This is a genomic window from Dysgonomonas sp. HDW5B (genome assembly GCF_011299335.1).
In the GTDB taxonomy this organism is placed as follows: domain Bacteria; phylum Bacteroidota; class Bacteroidia; order Bacteroidales; family Dysgonomonadaceae; genus Dysgonomonas_A.
Genome location: NZ_CP049858.1, coordinates 249256 through 270166 on the forward strand (window position 1 = coordinate 249256; position 20911 = coordinate 270166).

General features: G+C 38.8%; 13 protein-coding genes. 1 reads left to right on the forward strand and 12 read right to left on the reverse strand.

Translation table 11 applies throughout. The annotated features are described in order from the left end of the window. Nucleotides 1-12 precede the first annotated feature (12 nt). The gene (locus G7051_RS00965) at nt 13-1416 is read left to right on the forward strand and encodes a hypothetical protein (protein ID WP_166197825.1); all 1404 of its coding nucleotides are present in this window, start codon (nt 13-15) and stop codon (nt 1414-1416) included. Here the strand turns inward: G7051_RS00965 and G7051_RS00970 are convergent, their stop codons facing one another. From G7051_RS00970 to G7051_RS01025, 12 genes are all read right to left on the reverse strand, one after another. Then, nucleotides 1417-2319: an AraC family transcriptional regulator gene (locus G7051_RS00970; protein WP_166197827.1), complete on the reverse strand. Its 903-nt coding sequence runs from the start codon at nt 2317-2319 to the stop codon at nt 1417-1419. A 52-nt stretch (nt 2320-2371) separates the two neighbouring features. Then, nucleotides 2372-3673: a glycoside hydrolase family 105 protein gene (locus G7051_RS00975; protein WP_166197829.1), complete on the reverse strand. Its 1302-nt coding sequence runs from the start codon at nt 3671-3673 to the stop codon at nt 2372-2374. 395 nt (nt 3674-4068) lie between these two features. After that, nucleotides 4069-4878: a rhamnulose-1-phosphate aldolase gene (gene rhaD / locus G7051_RS00980; RefSeq protein ID WP_166197831.1), complete on the reverse strand. Its 810-nt coding sequence runs from the start codon at nt 4876-4878 to the stop codon at nt 4069-4071. 233 nt (nt 4879-5111) lie between these two features. Next, nucleotides 5112-5279 (reverse strand): hypothetical protein, encoded by a 168-nt coding sequence (locus G7051_RS00985; RefSeq protein ID WP_166197833.1) that lies wholly within the window; start codon nt 5277-5279, stop codon nt 5112-5114. 166 nt (nt 5280-5445) lie between these two features. Further along, a complete protein-coding gene (rhaT, locus tag G7051_RS00990; RefSeq protein ID WP_166197835.1) occupies nt 5446-6474 on the reverse strand; it encodes an L-rhamnose/proton symporter RhaT in 1029 nt (342 codons plus the stop codon). Continuing rightward, on the reverse strand, nt 6471-7727 hold the full coding sequence (locus G7051_RS00995) for an L-rhamnose isomerase (protein ID WP_166197837.1): 1257 nt from the start codon (nt 7725-7727) through the stop codon (nt 6471-6473). Before G7051_RS00995 ends, rhaT begins: the two co-directional genes overlap by 4 nt. A 42-nt stretch (nt 7728-7769) precedes the next feature. Next, a complete protein-coding gene (locus tag G7051_RS01000; protein ID WP_166197839.1) occupies nt 7770-9233 on the reverse strand; it encodes a rhamnulokinase family protein in 1464 nt (487 codons plus the stop codon). A gap of 116 nt (nt 9234-9349) precedes the next feature. Further along, nucleotides 9350-11026, reverse strand: a complete 1677-nt coding sequence (locus tag G7051_RS01005) for a glycoside hydrolase family 28 protein (protein ID WP_166197841.1) — start codon at nt 11024-11026, stop codon at nt 9350-9352. A 2-nt stretch (nt 11027-11028) separates the two neighbouring features. Next, nucleotides 11029-13806: a glycosyl hydrolase gene (locus tag G7051_RS01010; protein WP_166197843.1), complete on the reverse strand. Its 2778-nt coding sequence runs from the start codon at nt 13804-13806 to the stop codon at nt 11029-11031. Between the two features lie 22 nt (nt 13807-13828). Beyond that, nucleotides 13829-15010: a glycoside hydrolase family 105 protein gene (locus tag G7051_RS01015; protein ID WP_370522993.1), complete on the reverse strand. Its 1182-nt coding sequence runs from the start codon at nt 15008-15010 to the stop codon at nt 13829-13831. Between the two features lie 44 nt (nt 15011-15054). Next, nucleotides 15055-18687, reverse strand: coding sequence for a DUF4450 domain-containing protein (locus G7051_RS01020; RefSeq protein WP_166197847.1), 3633 nt, complete (start codon nt 18685-18687; stop codon nt 15055-15057). 97 nt (nt 18688-18784) lie between these two features. Then, nucleotides 18785-20911: a hypothetical protein gene (locus G7051_RS01025; RefSeq protein ID WP_166202587.1), complete on the reverse strand. Its 2127-nt coding sequence runs from the start codon at nt 20909-20911 to the stop codon at nt 18785-18787.

Below are 20911 nucleotides of genomic sequence, written 5' to 3' on the forward strand. Positions count from 1 at the left end.
AGAAAATTCTTTATGAAAACAAAATATTATATATTCTTACTTCTCTTTTTGGGATTAATTCTAAATATAAATGCACAAGTTGTTATTGGTCTAGGCAGCACTACACTAATTAAAGAACCTCAACCCGGAGCATTACTTGAACTCAAAATGCAGGATCCCGATAGCCAGAATATTACTTCGACAAAAGGTTTTATGCTACCACGTGTTGCACTGATAGCAATAGACAATCTGGCTCCATGTGTCGTAGGTGCTACAGACGCAGTAAAACTTTTGCATAATGGTCTCACAGTTTATAACACTACATACGGAGGAGCTTTAATCCCTGCAATGTATTCATGGAACGGACAAAAGTGGATGTTAATCGATAATTCGATTAATCCATTATATAACCCCAATTCATATATAGTAAAACCGGGGCAATTTGTTGAAATACCTGTTAGCAAAGCCTATGCTTTCTGGGAGTCATATTCAACACCTGACTTTGTAAATGAAAAACTTACTGGAGCAGTTACCGCTGAATTGCTATGGCAAGATACTCAAGACTTAATATCAGCCGGTAACATTACTTTATTAGAGGGCGATCAAGGATATAATACAATTATCAAACTTAGTACCGATGCTGCCAAAGGATCAGGAAATGCTGTTATCGTAGTAAAGATAGGAGGCACAATCCGTTGGTCATGGCATATCTGGATAACCGGATATAATCCCTTAGTTAATGCCAAAACATATAAGGGACTTACTTTTATGGATCGTAATCTCGGTGCATCAAATACCACTATCGGCGACCTCGGCTCACTGGGGTTATTGTATCAATGGGGACGGAATATGCCTTTTCCCGGAGCAAACCAAACTATTGGAAATGGAGTCACATTAGAGCCTGTAATCTATGGAAATGTAACAACAATAGACAAAACCGTTGTTGCTGTTAAAAATAACTTGGCAAATGCAGTACTAAATCCCTCGACTTTCTATTTATCTACAGGGAATTTTGGTGATTGGTATAGTAATGTTCTTGGTTTTAGAAACGACAGTTTATGGTTAAGTACCAATATAACAAAAGGAATTTTTGATCCCTGTCCCGCAGGTTGGAAAGTACCATGGACAGCACCGGAACCTGCAAGTTCGCCCTGGTATGATCTTGGAAATCCCGGTTTTGTTGCAGGTACAGGTATTATGTGGGCTGAACTTGGATATTATCCCAGTCCGGGATATAGAAACCAACTCAACGGAGTTTTAACGAATGTTGGATATATGGGTACATACTGGAACTCGATAGGTAAGGGTGGCTCTGATAATTTGGCTTTTACCACCGTCTTCTATAACAAAGTTTATGGCTCAACTGATATTATAAGTTATAATTTCGGCTACTCGCGTGCTATGGGTAATTCGGTACGATGTGTCCGTATCGAATAGTCAACCTATTCCACGCTGATAATTCCTATAAGCAATCGGAGTAAACCCTGTCTTTTTCTTGAAGATAGAGAAGAAATGTTCTGTTGAATTATAATTCAGTTCGAAAGCAATCTCTTTGACCGATTGTGATGTTTCAGCCAGAAGATGTTTTGCCTGATTGATCTTCAACTCCTGAAAATATTGTGTAGGGGCATATCCTGTATAATTCTTGAATACTTTACGAAACCACGAATAGCTGACATTCAGTTTTTCGGCAATTTGCTGGGGGGCAACATCCTTGTAGATATTCTCAGACATGATAATTTTAGCCCGTTCTATTTTCTGATAAATCTCGGCATTCTCGGTTACTATATTTTTCGATACAGATAACACCTTACCCAAAATATGCAACACAACGCCTGCCAGATATTGCTGAGTAGCAATTTTATCTTCTTTGGCTGTTTCGATAGCACGGGAGAAAAGGTTCACCAGGTTATCCTGAAAACCAACTTCCAATACAGGATTCTCTTTCGTAAAAAATGATGCCTGAACAAGGTTATCGATTATAGGACCTTCGAAGCCAATATAATATTCATTCCATCCACTATCGGAAAGCGGACTATAGGTATGCCATTGATTGGGAAAAAGCATAATGAGGCAACCTTTTTCCACTTTTCTTTTCTTGGTAGAATCAGACTCGAAAAAACCTTCCCCTTTCGTTATATAAAGTAATTGGTATTCACGGAGAACCCGACCTTTAGCCGTATTAAAAAAGTAGTCGGAAGGATGGTTTGTCAAAGGGTATTTTCCTCCTTTTGGGATAGGCTGAAATCCGACCGTATTTACCCATAAGCCAAATTGTTTATCCCGCTCACTAACCAGTAAGTATTTAAAGTTAACACCAAAATCATTAAGGCGCATCATATGTAGATAGATTAAGGGCTCGATCCAACAATGAATCAAGCTCTTAAAGGTATTATTTTTTTATCACAATTTTACCATACTGATCATCTGCTGATATTTCAGAATATTTAATCGCATCCGACATTTCGACTAAAGCACGCAATACAGGCCCTTCTCCCATAGGGGCATTCTCTTGTGTTTTCCGGTTATAATAAAATGATAATGAAGGCATAATACCCGTTCCCACACAAATAGCAGTAACATCACCCTCATCAGTCATTTTTGTCATCATCCCCTTCAAACCCTGCTCTGCAACATAAATAAAATCTTTATCTATCCAGCCTTCTCTTACTCCCCGGGCAATACCGAATACAAACATAGCAGTACCTGTTATCTCTTCATACGAATCGGTTTTATCCAATATCTGATACCACAAACCATTCTTTCCTTGATAACGGGCTACCCCACTCACTTGTTGTTTGAAGTTTTCGATCAAAGCCTGTCTCTTAGGATGATTTTTTGGTAGCATGGTCAACAGGTCGGCTTGTGCCATTAAAATCCATCCATTGGCTCTAGACCAATGTGCAACACCATGTTCCTTGGTATCTGTATGGTAGCAATGATAATGGATTTGCTTTTCGGGATGCCATAGATAGTTTGTATAATTCAAGACCTGATTGGCTGCATCGTCAAAATATTTTGTATCTCCTGTCATTTTACCCATACGGCAAAGAAAGGCGACTCCCATAAATAAGTCATCTGCCCAGATTGTATTTTCGTGAGGCCAAAGTCGTGCTATCGTTCCATCTTGTAAACGAGGTTCTGCATACATCAAATGATCGTTAGTCTCATTTATATAATTGAGAAATGCCTTGTTCGGTTTACGCATTTGAAGCTCAATCAGACTTGCACCCATCGGACCGTTGTCATCAAGCCTCTTGGCTCTGAATATCATGTGCCATGTCAGTTTGCGAATAGCCCGCCAGCCTCCTTCGCTAAATGCCTGATCGTATTGTTTCTTGAAGAAACCGAGATTATTCTCATCAAAAACAAAATTCATATTCTTGAAAACATAATCTTCGTATTTCTTTGATTTGGTTTTATCTGCAAGTTCCAACAGAGCAATATTCAAAACTCCATTTGTATAATGCCAGTCGTTATATTCGTTCTGAACCTTAATATCCATAGAAAATGGAACATTCTTAAGGTTGGTATAAGTTTTCTCTGTCTTTGTATCAACAAAGGTGTAAGGCGTCTCCGACATAATTCTGTCGGCAATAGCTATTGCTATTTTATCTGCCGATTGAGTTGCCTGAGAATAAGCAGCCAGTGCCGTAAAAAGAGCAAAAGCAACTATTAGTGATTTTCGGTACATAAGGTTAACTATTAAAAATTTGAAAATGATTGCCAATCTGCGATCGAAATAATTCTACAATCAGGTATCATTCGTTACAAAAAGTAATCAATAAGGTGACAAATACTTCTACAAAAGTGTCACTTTTCGGTTTTCTCTAAAATACTATAAATCAACAAACAACAAATAAAAAGGTTACAAAAGTAACAAAAGTGACACTTTTTATATAAGTCTCTTTTTCTATTTTATGGTGTTACTTTTTTCGTTGCAGAGACTGATAAATATGTTATGCTATATACAGCCAAATAAATAAGGCTATCCCAATCGGCAACTAATTTATAGATAGATAAAACCTGATAAATATTGCTTTAATATAGAGATGAGACTGCCCATCCCTACACGAAAGCATATATACATTATTTAGGTAAATTGAAAGCCTCTTTTAAAGCTTGCATATCTGCCATCGAAGTACCTTCGGGCTCGAAGCCCATCGACTTAGCTGTCAGATATATTTGCGCCGATTTCGAAAGAGTATCCACCATATCGAATGCTTCCATGATATTTTCGCTAATGGAACACACTCCATGCTTTTCCCACATTACCACATCGTAATTTTCCAGTGCTTTTACTGTAGCCTCCGCCAACTCTATAGAGCTAGGCATTAGATAAGGTATAATACCTAATCCTTTGGGACAGAAAGCTCTGGTTTCGGGAATCATACTCCAAAGAAGATAAGTAAGCTTATCTTTTTCTAAAAATGCTCGGTTATGAGTCATAGCTATCAAATCAATAGGATGCGTATGTAACGCCGCCTTATAATTAGAACCGCTACCGATCATATAATCGTGCATGGATAGATGCGATGGAAGTTCAGATGTCGGGCGAACGGGATTATCCGCTATAATTTCGTAGCTGTTACAATCGTCTCCAATACGAATTACTGAACCGTTTTCCATAGGCCAACGAGCCAAATCACGCATACGCATATTGGTTCCCTTACAGAAGAAATAGCACCCTTTCAAATTAGGAAGAACTTTTCCAATTACATATTTCTCACTGATCGGTTTCATGTTTCTGATTTCATCATCCACTAAATCGGTGATATTTATGGTAATATTTCCGCCATTGCGTTCAGCCCATCCTTTTTGCCAAAGGTAGCCTGCTACTTCTGCCACTTCCCATACTTTTTTGGCTAGTTCGGGACGATTATCTAATATTGATTTCATTTCGTTTTCAGTTTTAAGGTCACAGACCTATTTAAGTAATACTTTAATGTTATATTTTTAAGTTATAACTAATGCCAATTGGTAGTTGATATTATATGTTCTATTTTATTATTTTACTACGCGCAATCAGAGATTGCTTGTATTCCTTTTGCCCAAAGCCGCAAAAGGAATCAAAAAGGCTTTGTGCTGCGTGTCTCGCCTGTCTGACCTAAAGCTTGCAGGCTAAACTAAACTTATTGCCTTTCGGCACGTTTAGTTTTACGCCTGCTTCGCTTGTCAGCCAACGGCTGTGCCACTGATGCACCGGGGCTGACGCCTGCAAAAGGCTTTTGTCCGTCAGGCTCTACGACCTTGCTGGTTGCACGGGGTACCCGCAGGATGAAGAAAGCGTTAAGAAACAAAAGGGTATCAGCCTCAAATGTTTTTCTTTTGTTTTAGCTTTCGAGTCCGTAGCGGGTCGGGCAAAGAGGCATAGTCTTGATCTTTTGTTTCGTTTTGCATCAAAGCAAAATGAAAAACAAACCCATAGGGTGCGTTAGTAAAAATAGAACATTAAACATACACATCTCACAAAAGGTTAGGCAGCACTAATGAAAATATAAGTATAGCCATACCCAGTATGAGTACCATAATTGTTTTCTGACCTGTACCTTTCCATTCTTTCAGTACAATACCCCAGATATTGCTGCATATTACATTGAGCGACATAAGTATACTCCACGAGAAAGCAATCATAATACTGCCCGGTTCGAAGAAGCTTTTACCCATTCCCAATGCAAAAAACTGAGAATACCATAATATACCCGCCAAGGCACAGAATAAAGTATTCCGCACCAATAAACCCGAAGGAGTAGTAAATATTTGTCCCGAAGTACCATTCTTTTTATTCTGCCATACACAATATATAAGGTTAGTCAGAAATCCTCCGATTGTCACCAGAAGAGTTACGGGATTCTGGGCAAAGAATGAATTTGCTCCAAGCTCCATTACTCTTTGCTGAATAGGTTCACCCGCATTCAATCCCAAGCTGAAACAGGCACTCATTACACCTGCAAGCAGAGCTACAAGCAATCCTTTTTTCAGGGCAAAGTCTTTGACAGCTTTCTTCTTTTCTTCTTCGGTCATATCCTTCGATCTCAAAGAACCTGCATAGCCAATCGTTGCAATACCTGCCAAAGTGATACAAACACTTATGAGTAGAATTACTCCATCGCCCGACAGTAAATCGTTACCGCTAAGCACAGCAGGAATAAGTGTTCCGAAAGCCGAGCAAGTACCCAAGGCGATAGATTGACCTAATGCCACTCCCAGATAACGCATACTCAAACCGAAAGTCAAACCTCCAATGCCCCATAAAACACCATAGAAAATGGTTTCCAAGGTAGCCGCAGATTCTATCGAATATACGTCAATTAACGACTGGAAGTTTGTAGCCAATAAAGCTCCCAAGAAAGGGAATACTAACCATGCAAACACCCCTTGTACCAACCAGAAATTTTCCCAAGACCAATCTTTGACCTTATTAATGGGAACGTATGAGCTGGATTGACCCAAACTTCCTATCGCTATTATAACGAGACCTATTAATGTATTCATCGTTTAGATGTTACGTCTTTTTCGTATTGTTGAACCAAAGGAATAAAATCTTCACCTACGGCAACATTGTTTTTCAAACAGAAATAATCCCAAACAGCATTCCAGGGAAGACCTTTAGATTCTTCAAGAAGTGCAAGCCTTTCGAAATATTGTCCTTTCGACTCATATTCACGAAGGATATTAAGCGGTTCGAGCAACGCCTGAAGAAATGCTTTTTGAGTAGCTCTGATACCGATTACATAAGCACCAATACGGTTGATAGAAGCATCGAAGAAATCGAGACCGATATGTACTCTCTTCAAAGCATCTGCTCTTACTATTTCTTTAGCTAGATCGATAGTTTCATCATTCAAGATAGCCACGTGATCCGAATCCCAACGTACAGGGCGGCTTACATGAAGCATAATCTCAGGAGTATAAAGCAATAGAGACGAAATCTTATCGGCAACACTTTCCGACAAATGGAAGTGACCTGTATCTAATGTTACCATTTTTTGGTTCTTCACACCATATCCCATGTAGAAGTCATGAGAACCAACCGTGTAACTTTCCAATGCAATACCAAACAATTTAGATTCGATGCAATCTTTCATGTTTTTATATTCGGTAGAGAATATATTATCTAACGATTGCTCTAATATCTGACGGTATTTATAACGATTTACGGTAATATCTTTACTTCCGTCGTGTATCCATAAATTCATAATACAAGGGTCGTTTTGAAATTTACCCATTGCCTCCGATATGGCACGTGAACGTTTTGTATGCTCGATCCAAAATTCACGGATCGAATTATCAGGGTTAGCAAGAGTTAAATCACCACTCTTAGGATGTCCGAACGAGCTTGAATTGAAATCCAGTTTCAGATTCTTTTCTTTTGCCCAATCCATCCAGCTTGTAAAATGCTCGGGTAGAATTTGGTCTCTATCAACAGCCTTTCCACCAAAATCTCCATATATGGCATGTAAATTGAAACGATGGTTACCACCTACATATTTCAACACTTCTTCAATATCGGTACGTACTTCATCTATATTACGAGCTCTACCCGGATAGTTTCCGGTCGCCTGAATACCACCGCCGCCAATATTTCCCAAATTTTCGAAACCAACCACATCGTCTGTCTGCCAGCAATGAAGCGATATGGATACTTCCTGAATTTTCGCCAAAACTTTATCAACATCCACACCAACTGCTGCATAACGCTCTTTTGCGATTTCGTATGCCTTTTCTACTAATACTTCTTTTTTCATGGTTATTTATTTTTTAAGGTCACAGACCTATTTGTTATTCTTTCATTTACTTATCTGTAAATACTTTGCATATGCTTTATTCCAAATCTCAACATCCTGAGGTAAGAATATTTCGGGATGTACCGAATTTTTTATTACTTTTCTCATATCCGATAAACTATTCACCAGATTCAAAGCTTTTGCCTGTAACATGATATTACCAATAGCTGTAGCTTCCGATGGTCCTGTTATAATAGGCACATTCAACGCATTGGCAGTAAACTGATTCAACAAGTTATTCTTAGAACCACCTCCAATTACATGCAGTTTTTTGATCTCGAAAGGTGCTAATTCCTGTAGATGATCGAATATCTCTTTATATCGTAATGCCAGACTTTCTAATATGCAGCGAACATATTCACCGATAGTTTGAGGCGTTCGCTGTCCTGTATTACTGCAATAATTACTTATTGCTTTGGTCATTACTGTCGGATTGGAAAACACATCAGCATCGGGATTCACCAAACATTTGAAAGGTTCGCTTTTCGATGCCTGCTCAATCAAATCAGGATAAGTGAGATTGGCATCCCATTCTTTACGGCATTGCTCCAAAAGCCACATTCCACATATATTTTTCAAGAAACGGATTGTACCGTCTACCCCACCCTCGTTTGTGAAATTGAGATTGTATGTCTTTTCGTTTATAATAGGCTCTTTTAGCTCGATCCCCATTAATGACCATGTTCCCGAACTCAGATAAGCAAAGCATTCATCCTCAGCAGGCACTGATGCAACCGCCGAAGCTGTATCGTGTCCTGCAACAGCCACAACAGGAATACTTTCGAGTCCTGTTTGTCGACATACAGATTCTGACAAGTTTCCGATTACTGTTCCGGGTAGGACGAAACGTCCGAATTTGTTTTTATCCAGACCTACTTTTTCGAGCAATTCACTATTCAGCTCTTTTTTATAAGGATTCATAGCCTGAGATGTCGAAGCTATCGTATATTCCATTACCACCTCACCTGTAAGCAAATAGGATAAAGCATCGGGCATGAATATAATCTTATCAGCCTCTTTCAACAAAGTGGCTTCATTTTTATTAAGTGCAAAGAACTGAAACAACGAATTGAAATTCATTATCTGAATCCCTGTTGCTGCATACACATCCTTACGGGGAATAAGCTTAAAAAAATTCTCAGGAGCATCTACTGTATGAGGATCACGATACGCATAAGGCATCCCTATAATTTCCTTATTTTTATCAATGGCTATAAAATCGACGCCCCAAGTATCTATACCTATCGACGATATCTTGATTCCTTCCTGAGCGACCTTCTTCAAACTGAGAAGAATCGACTCGTAAAGCGATAATATGTTCCAGTAAAAATGACCGTTTACTTCAATCAGAGGATTAGCAAAACGGGTTAATTCTTCAATTTTGAGGACTCCGTCATCGAGAGTACCAAGTATAGTGCGTCCGCTTGATGCGCCTATATCAACTGCCAGAAAGTTTTGTGTATTCATTTATTTAGATTTAAGGTCTATCATTTTAAGTGAATAGATTTTATTGTGTAAAGCAAATGTAGTGTCTCTTCCCATTTATACCGATAGTGTATTTGAGACAAAGACTACAGGTTTTGTCACTTTTTTTGTATCAAACTCACTACTCCCGATTTAATATCTGAGCCTATTTTCAGCTGATTGGCTTTATAAGCAGATGAAATGACTATATTTTTTGATCTTAACCCCGACACTTCAAATACACCGGGCAATTTTGCATCCGTAGTAAAACCATCCACCTTCACATCACTTACGTTTCTTAAGATCAAAGCTGATCCTTCTTTGGGATAAATATTTACATTTTTCAGTGTAATATTTTTTGATTCCATGATTTCCGCTCCTAATTGTGAATGAATAACCACATTCTCCACATTAATATTATCAATATTATGTTCAGGCAATCCATAGAAATACATGGCCTTGCGTGCATTACTGCATGTTACATCTTTTATAAAGATATTGCGGAAGGTCGGTGTGGTAATATCCACAGGAGGTATCACTTCGGTTACAGGTTCAGCATCATTATCTTCGAGAGTTTCTACTACGGATTTTCCTCCATAATAAAGATTGAAGTGAATGGGTTCGGTAGAAATATCCATCATACTTACATTAGTTATATAAATATTCTCAACAACTCCGCCACGCCCTCTGCTGCTTTTGAATCTCAAACCCACATCTGTTCCTAAAAACTGACAGTTGGAAACGGATATATTCCGCACTCCACCTGACATTTCACTGCCGACTACAAAACCGCCATGCCCTTTAAATACGGTACAATTATCTACAATTACGTTTTCGCAAGGAATATTTCGTCTCAAACCATCTTCATCTTTACCCGATTTTATACAAATACCATCATCACCTACATCGAAAGTACTGTTGACAATGATCGCATTTTTGCACGATTCCAAATCCAAACCATCCCCATTTTGAGCATAAGACGGGTTTCTCACCTGAATCCCATCGAGAATAACATTTTCGCACATAAAGGGATGAATATTCCATGCAGGCGAATTTTGAAAAATTACTCCTTGCAGATATACATTTTTACATTGCTGAAAACTAATCATCACAGGGCGAAGAAAGTCCCGTACAGAAGCCCATTCGGCTTCGGTCTTTAAATTTCGGGGTACATTCATATTACTGATAGTATCGCCATGCAAGTATTGAGCCGAAGGCATCCAATAGTCATCACGTTTAAATACTCCTCCTTTAGAAGTTTCTCTCTTCCAAAAATTTTCGGAAACTTTTTGTTTTTTGAGAGGTCTCCAATAATGACCGTTCCCATCAATCGCACCACTTCCTGTTATGGCAACATTTACCAGATTTCTACCCGTAATTGGTGATTGACATCTGCGCGTATCCAAACCCTCGAAAACAGTTTCAACTAAAGGATACAAGTCTTTATCAGGCGAAAAAAGAATAATCGACTTATCTTCTAAATGCAGATTAATATTACTCTTTAAAACAATAGGCCCAGTCAACCATACACCCGGAGGTATCGTCAATTGTCCACCACCTTTAGCCGCCAAAGCATCTATCGCCTTTGCAAAAGCTTCTGTATTTAATGCTATTCCATCGCCTATTCCGCCAAAATCTGTAATGGATACTTTGTTGGCAGGAAAAGTCGGACGAGCCAATTTAGGCATCTGAAAAGGTAGATTTTCATATAGATATTCATATCCTCCCTCTTCTTTCGCAAAGAGATTAGAAACAGATACAACGAATAAGGTTATTATAATTACATGTTTTTTCATAGTCATTTCAAGCTTTCAATAGTCAAAGGAGTTAAGGTTACAGGACCTAGTAAACCCGAAGGGATTGTTTCCCATTCTGAATAATCTCCTTTTTGATAATCGATTTTTACAAAATTTATTTCCTTGAATATTCGCCAATCAACTTTTTGTCGGTCATATTCAGCAATACGATTTGCCGGTAGATTAGTTACTTCAATTTCGATTCGGTTATTACCTTCTTTCAGGTATTTACCGATCGTTATTTTATACGGAACAGCCCAAAGAGTTGCTACATCCTGACCATTTATTCTTACCCGAGCACTCTCGCGGACATCGCCAAGATCTAGCTCCCATTCATCACTCTGCATCAATGGTAAGTTAACATCCGTTGAATATAAGGCTGTTCCCATATTTTTTTTCAGATCAGGATCATTAAGATCTGTCCATGATCCCAGTTTTTTCAATTCAAATTGGTTAGTAATCACAGGACTACTTTCCAAAAACTTCATCGTCCAACCCCTATTAAGCATTATAGCCAGTTTTTGAGGAGTGTAATAATTCCAATCGGCAACATTCGTTATCTTCTTATCGAATGTTTTCAGTATAATCGATTGCCCTGATTCGAGTTGCAGATATACTTGGGTTTTATTTCCTTTTTTACGAACCTTAGCCAATCCCGATTTTCCATCCATCGGATTGAATAACATCGCACTTTCGGCATCCACAGCAAGCGTTATCCAATCTTCTGTATCTTCGGCTTTGAGTGCTGAAATAAAATAATGATAACCATCGCTATTGTTTCTTCGGATATATTGCAGACCGTGTAAAGTTTTCATTTCCTCTTTCGGAATATGGCACGCCTCTAATGTTTTAGCATAATCTGAACCGGTAATTATTTGTCCTTTACCCAATGTTTGGATATTCACTTCTGCAAATAATCCGGCCTTAGATATCTGATTTATAAGCTTTACTAATTCTGCTCTTCGTTTGTCGAAATCTTTAAATCCGGGCACATCATTCGGGTATTTTTCTATGAAAACAATTTTGGCTCCGTCTTTAGCCAATTTCAATAAATGTGACAATGTTTCTATCGGCATCTTATCAGCAGAAGGTACAATTATAGCTTTATATGTTGTATTGCCTGATGTCACAATCTTATTATCAACTACCTTCGTAGACAGTAAATAATTATCGGAAATATAATCGACATCGTATCCCGAACCTACAATATTATTTACTGCTGATATAAACTGAGGTGCACGTTGCTGCATCTTATGAATATCAAACATCAGCAAGCGTCCGTCCTGCTCGTGCCACATATCATATACGGGAAAATAGAGCAGAAAATCATTGTCAGGTTTACCTTCTTGCAGAAAAGACTGGCATCTGGTGATATACTCAAAAAAGGCATCTGCATCTCTCCAAATACTATTGGCGGGCGACATATCTACCGAAGCATAAAACTTCCAACCCGGCCATTTAGCTTCCTTGGGCGAATAGGTTGTTCCATGAAAAAAGACGTGATTTACTCCCGAAAGGAACAGTAAATCTAAATCGGGTTTACACTGAGAAAGTGAAGTTCTGAAATGCTCGGTCAACCATGTAAATGTTTCGGAGCTGGTATACGGTTTTCCTGTAATATGCGCTCCAGAAGAGGCATATTTAAGCATTGATAAATCAGAATCATTTATCTTTTTTATCGAATCTTTTCGAAGTCCTTTTATATGAAAATCGGATATACCAAAAGACTCAGCTTCGGGAATATCTACTGTCGCATATAAATCGATCAGATTTCCGGGTGATCCGTGTGCCTGATTTCGGGTGGTACTTCCATGCTGATGCGCCCAGTTTGTCCATTGACGTGTAAAATTTTCCAGAAGCAGATCAGCTAGAGTTTCTCTATAATCGGCAATTATACGTGCTGTTACATCCGTTCTTTCTTGGGAGATAAATTCGGGTAAATAATTTTCCAATTTATATCCTCTTCTTTTCTCGAATTGTTCGAATAGGTCAGGAGTCCAATCACCACCATATACTTCATACGAATCGTTAAAGAAAGAATTAGGATAGCTGGCGTTATTATCCTGAAAGGCTTTAGATAGTCGGGTAAGATAATTAGAAACTGCTGTTTTCGAAAAATGATTCATTACCAACCCTTCACCTCCGGGAGCAGCACGCTTTACCTGCTGCAATGTTTTACCATTGAAAACAGCTATCAATCGCCAATTTCCTTTGGGTGCAGTCCATGAAAGTGTATTGTTTTTTACTTTTGATGTAAGATCTAATCTGTCTCCTTTATCCGAAAAAGCCATCAAACGATAGAAGGTTGCGATTGCCTTTTGTTTTTCGTCTTTTACCTCTATCTTTTCATTTAATTGTTGTGCGCCTTGCAACCTATATTCCTCAAATATAACTTTCGTTGCTGCATCTTCGATGCTTACATGAGGTCCTCCGAAAGGCCAGCCTGTGCCACCATTCATATCTATCTTTAAGCCGAGTTGATTGCCTTGTGCTTCCGTATATTTAAGCATCTCCATCCAGCGAGGCGATAGATATTGAATTTCATTTGCCTCATTGTTCTGCACACCATATATAGGAGTGATTTCGAGTCCCCCCATACCTTTACGGGCATATTCGCTCATATTATAAGCAAGATTATCTTTATCGACGGCACTCCCCATCCACCACCAACGTGCTGCGGGTTTCATCTCAGATTTTATTTGCGGCCAGCTTTTTTGTTGTGCGAATAAACACAACGAAAGTATGCTGAATAAGCAGAGTATAGTGTTTTTCTTTTTCATTCGCCTGAATTAAGAGAGACCTTTATTTACCAAGTTGTAAACATCCCATGATAAACGGACCTGTAGCTTTTGCATCGTTATCACGGATACGTTCGTTCACATAATACTCGAAACTTCCGTCACGATATGGATTACCTCCAAGACCCGATACGGCACAACACTTCGTTAAAGTCAATGTTCCGTCCGCATTTTTCACAATCAGGTTTTTCATCAATCCATCGTATGCTTTTTCGGCAACAGCTTTGTACTTTTCATCGATATATCCTTTGTTAACAGCCTTAGCGTAAGAATACATAAACATAGATGATACGGATGCTTCAAGGTAGTTCCCTTGTTTATCTCCTTTGTCCAAAACCTGATACCAAAGTCCTGTCTTGTCCTGATACTTAGGTAAAGTTTCAGCCAAACCGTTTATTATTCTAATAAGTTCGCCTCTTTGAGGATGTTCTTGTGGAATGAAATCTAAAACATCCACTAAGGCCATGTACCACCATCCGATGCTACGTCCCCAGAAGTTAGGAGACTGACCTGTAACTTTGTTTGCCCAAAGCTGATTTTTACTCTCGTCCCACGCATGGTAATAAAGACCTGTTGCAGGATCGTAGGTATGTTTGGCACAAATCAGGAATTGATTGATAACATCTTCCGTCCATTCGGGTTTATTAAATGTGATGCCATACTGAGCCAGAAACGGAGATCCCATATACAACCCATCCAACCATATTTGATGCTGATAAATCAGCTTGTGCCAAAATCCACCTTCGAGCGTTCGGGGATGAACACTCATTTGTTTTACCAGCCTGTCCATAGCCAGTTTGTATTTTTCATCTCCTGTTTGCTTATAAACATCAAACAGAACTTTTCCAGAATTGATATAATCGATATTATAAGTTTCAACTTTATATAGGTGTATCTCTCCTAAATCGTTGATAATAGTATCAGCCCATTGAACTACATAATCGAGGTATTTTTTATCGCCTGTTTGCTTCCAGACATCAAGCATCGCTAAACATCCTAACCCTTGTGAGTAACCAAAGTAAAGGCGTTGTCCATGATCTAATTGCCATGCCTGAGGGAAACGTTTCATTTCAGAATCGGCAAAAAGGATTCCTGTTTTTTGCGAATAAGCTAATTGTATTGTAAATAAAGCGATCAATATTAGGAATAAGGTTCTCATAAATATTTTATATAGGTTACAGTTTATAAAACTACAAAATGCTTATTCTTTCAAAATAAGCATTTTGATCTTTATTGTATGACTTTTGACTGTTCGCGTAAAAGGGTTACAGCCATAAAACCGATTACAACTTCGTTGGCTACCGCCTTTACTTCGATGTTCTTTAATTCCTTTTGAGGATTTAAAGGTAGATCAAGAATTATTCCTGCACCACCGTCAATAGTGCGACCATAGACCTCAGTAGGACTTATTTTCAAATCGGTTTCCATATCACGAGTCACCAATGCTGTTTTAAAAGCAACACGATAAGGGCGAGGAACTTTAGATTTGAACGCTTGTCCATCTATAAAGAAATCCTGTTCTATAGGTGCCCATGTTTCAGGGTTTATCAATTCCAAAACCTCTTTTGTTCCATCCTGATAATTTATAGTTACAGTTCCGTTTACTACATGACATTGCATATGGTTAGTGCTTCCTGCCATCATCAGATAGGCATGGGATGCTTTACCCGTCAAAGGTGCTGATAGCTGACTAGGGTAATTATCCCATAAAGTGGTGAAAGCAATATTATTAGCCTTAGGTTCACCTTGAGTCCGAAATGGAACACCGAATGGTGGCATAAATAGATTTCCGGTAGTTGCTTTCCGCAAACCTGAGTCATCTATATTAGCTGTCATTGTCGGGTGACACCATTCGCCTATTCCTTGTTTAGGCACTTGCAATGTTGTATAGGGTGAACGGGGTGTCAGATATTCATTCTTAAAAATCTGAGTAACCGAAGCATTCAGAATATTATCAATATTTACAGTTTCATATTGAGGTGATAGATTCTTTAGATTCCAATTGGTTAAATTAGTTTGAAAAATAATCTTTCCATCTTGGGCTAATTGTAATCTGTTTGTTCCCAATCTTGCATTCTTTTCTGGAATCGTAATTAAATTGGACATTTCTCCCTGTTTTATAGTTAGCGGCTGAACTGAATTATTTATAAGCAATTGTACATTCAAATCGTGACTCAGATTATTTTTTACTGTAAATTGTAAATTGGTAGCTTCGGCATCATAATCAATAGAAACAGGTTCTTTTATTTCTATATCGATAGGTTGCCACCATGTCATTTGTCCTTGTTTTAGTTGAGCAAATAATGTACGATGTCCTAACTCCCCATTCAATCGGCCAGTTACACTATTAGCTTTTGATTTTGTACTCAATAATACATTTTGAGGATCATATATCTTCTGAATTTTTGCTTTAGTTGATAGATTCCAATTCTCACCATTTACACCGTTTGAGATATACGAGGGCTGATCTAATTTACTTCCGCCCCACTCTATTTCTAGTGTATAACTAGTTGATGGTTCGCTTTCAATCTTAATGAGAGGCTGTCCAACACTTTCTTCTAAAGACCACTTTTGAGGTTTACCATTTACTTTTACAGACAGTATATTATCTCGTTGAGCTTTTAAACGTAAATCGAGATTCAATGATTTTTCGAACTTACTATTGATAATATATGTATCAAAATTGCCTTTTCTTTTAAAATCAAAATCTATATCAGGAGTCGAAACAGAAGCATACTCCCATGCAGATGGAAAGCCCGGTCGAATTTCCAAACGATTATTCATTGCATCGGGTAAAATTCCGAAAAGCCCTTGAATAAGTGTTCTTGAATATACTCCTATGGGATCGCCAAAATCCCGATAACATTCGCCACGTGCAGCATCATAAAAACTTACCTGCCCTATATTTCCGGGACTGCCTCCAAGATACATACCATCCAAAATAGAACTTTTAAAGAGTTTGAAAGCCTCATCGTTTCTGCCCGATTGCCAATAGGCTAAACTGGTATGAGCCACTTCGGCAAAAGCCACATTATTAATAGACCACGAATAAGGCAACCAATTGGTTGTAGAAATAGTCTGATAGCCCTCATCATCCAGTCCTCTTGCCAAAACAGGAATGTGGGGAATTTCGTTATCAATATATCGTGTTGCCTGATAAGCCTGAAAAGGTGTATGAATATCGGAATCTATGGCATGATAAACCGTCCAGATTGCAGCATTGGGATGTATCATTTTATTGCCCATAAAGTCTTTATACTCTGCCCACCATCCTTTATTATCCATCCATAATTGAGAATTGATCGCTTTGAGAATTTTATCTGCCTCATCGGCATAAGGCTTCGGATCTTCACCTAGTTGAACTGCAATTTGAGCAGCCATCTTATTGGCTCTGTAATTATAGGCAGAGGAATGGGTTACACTTCCGCTATTGTATTGCAGTGCATCACTCGCCCAAATACTGGCATAAGCATCATAAAGTCCATCGTCATTGGGGTCGAAATTTCGTTTCTCCCAAGCTAAATGGCTTTTCAGAACAGGCCACATTTTACGTATATAATCCATGTCACCCGTCCAATTGAAATGCCAAAGTAATTCATCGATATAACAGAGATTCATGTCATAATGATGCATCTGGCTCGTGCTGTACTGATTACGTGTAATATAACCATTACTATACATCTGTGTACCCCAAGTTTTATCGGCTCGTGCCAAATTGAGTTTCTGATCTTGCGTAGGATGCGGAATAGTCGGTTCAACGTTTGTAATCTGTGAGGCAGCATATCCATCGAAATGCTTTCTGGCTCTCTCGTGCCAACCAATAGCATCCCCTACGTAAGCCGCACGCCATCCATTGAGAGGCATACGCCACCCTACCGCTCCGTGTTGCCAACAATCGGGATCCCAAATACCATCGGCAGCAATACTCAAGACACCTCCTAATGTATTAAAATAAGGATCGGGGGTATTTATTTTTACCGTCTCTGCTATTGATTTACGTTTAGTTTCGGCATCTTCAAAACATTTCTTTAGTTCGGCATAAATAAGCTTCTTCTCCTTATTATTTTGAATAGCGAAATAATAAGCATTAGTTAAGTTTAAAGCAGTTTTAGAAAGTACAATTAGCTTATTTTCAACGACAATCGATTTCCAAGCATTCACAGATGTTGTCATGGCATAAGGAGAAGCCAATTTCAATTCGGAACGTTCGGGATATACTCCTACTATTTTTTGTGTTCCACCTTTTGTACCCTGACCATATTCTAAAATAAATGAATTCCCCCTTATTGCAAACTCATTATTTAAGCAGGCATCGGGTTGCAAGCCAAAAGCATTGGGATCATCTACACCTAAATCGCCGTTTCTAAAAAAGCGTTTATTGCTTGCTCCACCAAACGTGGTAATCAGTTCCACATTGGCAGGAAGATTTTCTGATTCTATTTTCATTACCAAGCCTTCGGCATCAGCCATTGCTAATACTGAAATCGTTATCTTTCCCAATTGTATAAATGGATCTTTTATTTCATAGATCCTACTACCTGCACGATAAATAGACTTTATATATTCGGCGTCATTCAGCCAAAGGCTCTTACCGTCTTTGATTAGTCCCAACTGCATATTTCCTCCCATATTGGGCATGAAGAAGCCAAATTCGGGTAAATCGCCTGTCTCTATACGAAAAGCGGTATTCGTTCCATACAGAGCCCTGTTGAACTTCTTATCTCCGTTTACAATAACAAAGTCTTCTCCTTCTGGAGTATATCTTAGCTTTCGTTCTTTTCCATGCCAATATCCTTGAGGTTGTCCCAAGATATTTATGCAAGAAAAAAGAAGTAAGGAAAATATCAGTATAAGGTGTCTCATGTTATATATTTTAAGGTTTCAATAGAGGCGAACCTACCTGTTCGTCCGAAGAGGGCAGACACATAGGTCTGCCCCTACAATGAAAATACTCTACCCTTTACGGCATTGGTTTTAAGTCTTCCCAAACCACATTCCAAGTTCCGTCTTTCGGAAATCCGGGAGTTTCTACTTTGTTTCCATCCCATCCGGCACACATCATAGCTACCGCCGTTAATAATCCACCATTACCGGGAAGATATACTCTCAAACGTGAATCCTGATAATTATGACCATTTATCAAATATGTATTTGTTCTTTTGTCCATCAACAAAGCCTCAACCGCTTTTTCAGGTTCACCCAAACGTGCAGCACACATGGCTGTCATCGGATAATCCCACCCCCATGTTTTACCCCAGTTCCAATTTTCCAGAATCCAGTCTAATGTATTTTTCATGTAATCGGGGCGTATCAGTTTGTTTTGAGGCAAGACACCCATAGCTCCCAACACAGCAGGATGATCGGATGTAAAACGAATATCTTTGTATGTATCTACTGCATCCTCAGCAGCAAGATACAAGCCATCTAAAGCTGCAAGAGGAGATAATTTGTCGATCAACTCATCCCATTGAGGTTTTCTTTTCTCTCCCGACCGTTCTCTCCATTGTTGAGCTACCGACATGGCATAATGCCAATAAGATAATTCGAAAGGAGGATTAATCGTTTCCGATGCTCTTAAAGATTCCTGAGCAGGAATCAAACCTTTCAACACATAGCGACCTTCCAGTTCTTCATAAGTGGCAAACGATGCCATAAATTCGGCTGTTTCCTGTACTAGAAAGTTATATTTCTTCAAAACTTCAGGAGAAGGATTGTTTCTGTAGATCAATTCAGCCATATAAATAAAGTGAGGCTGTTGCCATGCCAAAAAAGAGCCGACTTTCGAAGGTGCTTCTATTCCCGAAGGGTCTGTCATCTTCATCCAACGCACTCCTTTGAATCCTTGTCTCTCGGCAATAGACTTAGCTATAGGATAAGCCGTAGAATACCAATCCATACTGCGTTCCAATAAATCGGTTCTGTTCCATAAGGCAAACTGAACGGCATGCCACCAATGCATCTCTAAGTGAAATTTACCAAACCAACTATTATAGGTCAAACCGGTTTCCTGTGGTGGATACATTCCTGCTGATTGAATAGCTATCAGGTATTGAGACAGAACAACTCGTCTCTCCAATTCTTTAGCTCTGACATCAGTACATTTCGAGAAATCAATAGCACCGCCTTTTTCCCAAAACGATTGCCAGTATTTAGCTGAAACATCGAAAGCTTCCTTTGCAGTATTTTTTGTTTCTGCCGGATTCTTATCTGTAAATTCACAGGTGAAAGAAAAGTCTTTACTTTCGGGACTTAGCACAAAATAGTGCGTTTCTTTTTGACTGACAGATGCTTTACCCTCCCATTTAACCGTCACATAGTAAGTGGTACTATCTAGCGTACGTTTAAATACTAAAGATTGATCATCCTGAGTCAATATTTCAGTATTATGTTTCTCAGGAACCGACCAATCCGAAGCATCATCCGTATGTTTTCCTGTGGGATAGGCAAACTTGAAATTGACTTTCATAGTGCCTTTCGTCATCAAATCTGAGTTTAAAGCTACTGCAATCTGGTCTTTATCGGGATTACAAACCGTTTGAACCGATACAGAGTCTGAATCTAATTCAAATCGGCTTATAACAGTTCCTTTCCAAAGATCAAGTGTTTGATTTATACCCTTTATTTCATTTGCTTTTACATTACTTCCGTCTGCATGAGTAAGCTCTAGTCCTATGTTTCCTAAATGCAAGCGATGTGCATTGACACGATACCAATCGGCAGCCTCTTTCGGTCTTCCCTGTTCATTGAACTGAACGGCGTAAGGTTCTTCCCATCCTCTGAAATTATAGTTTTTCAGTGTTTCTTCGTGCCTGAATTTTTCAGGATTAGCAAAACTGTGCCATCCCCATTGAGATTGAGTGCCTAAAGGAACTCCGGCGGAATACAGTTCAGGGTAAGTTTGTAGTCCTGTGGCATCTACCGTAAAAGCAAAATTACCGTTACCAACCGATAAAGAGGATAACTCCTCAAACTCCGTTACTTTCGGATTGTTTCTCTCTACAAGTGCATATCTGTCTATCTTTTCCTGTTTTCCTGTGCTACAAGCAGCTAAGAAACCAGCCAAAATAATAAAACTCCATTTTTTCAT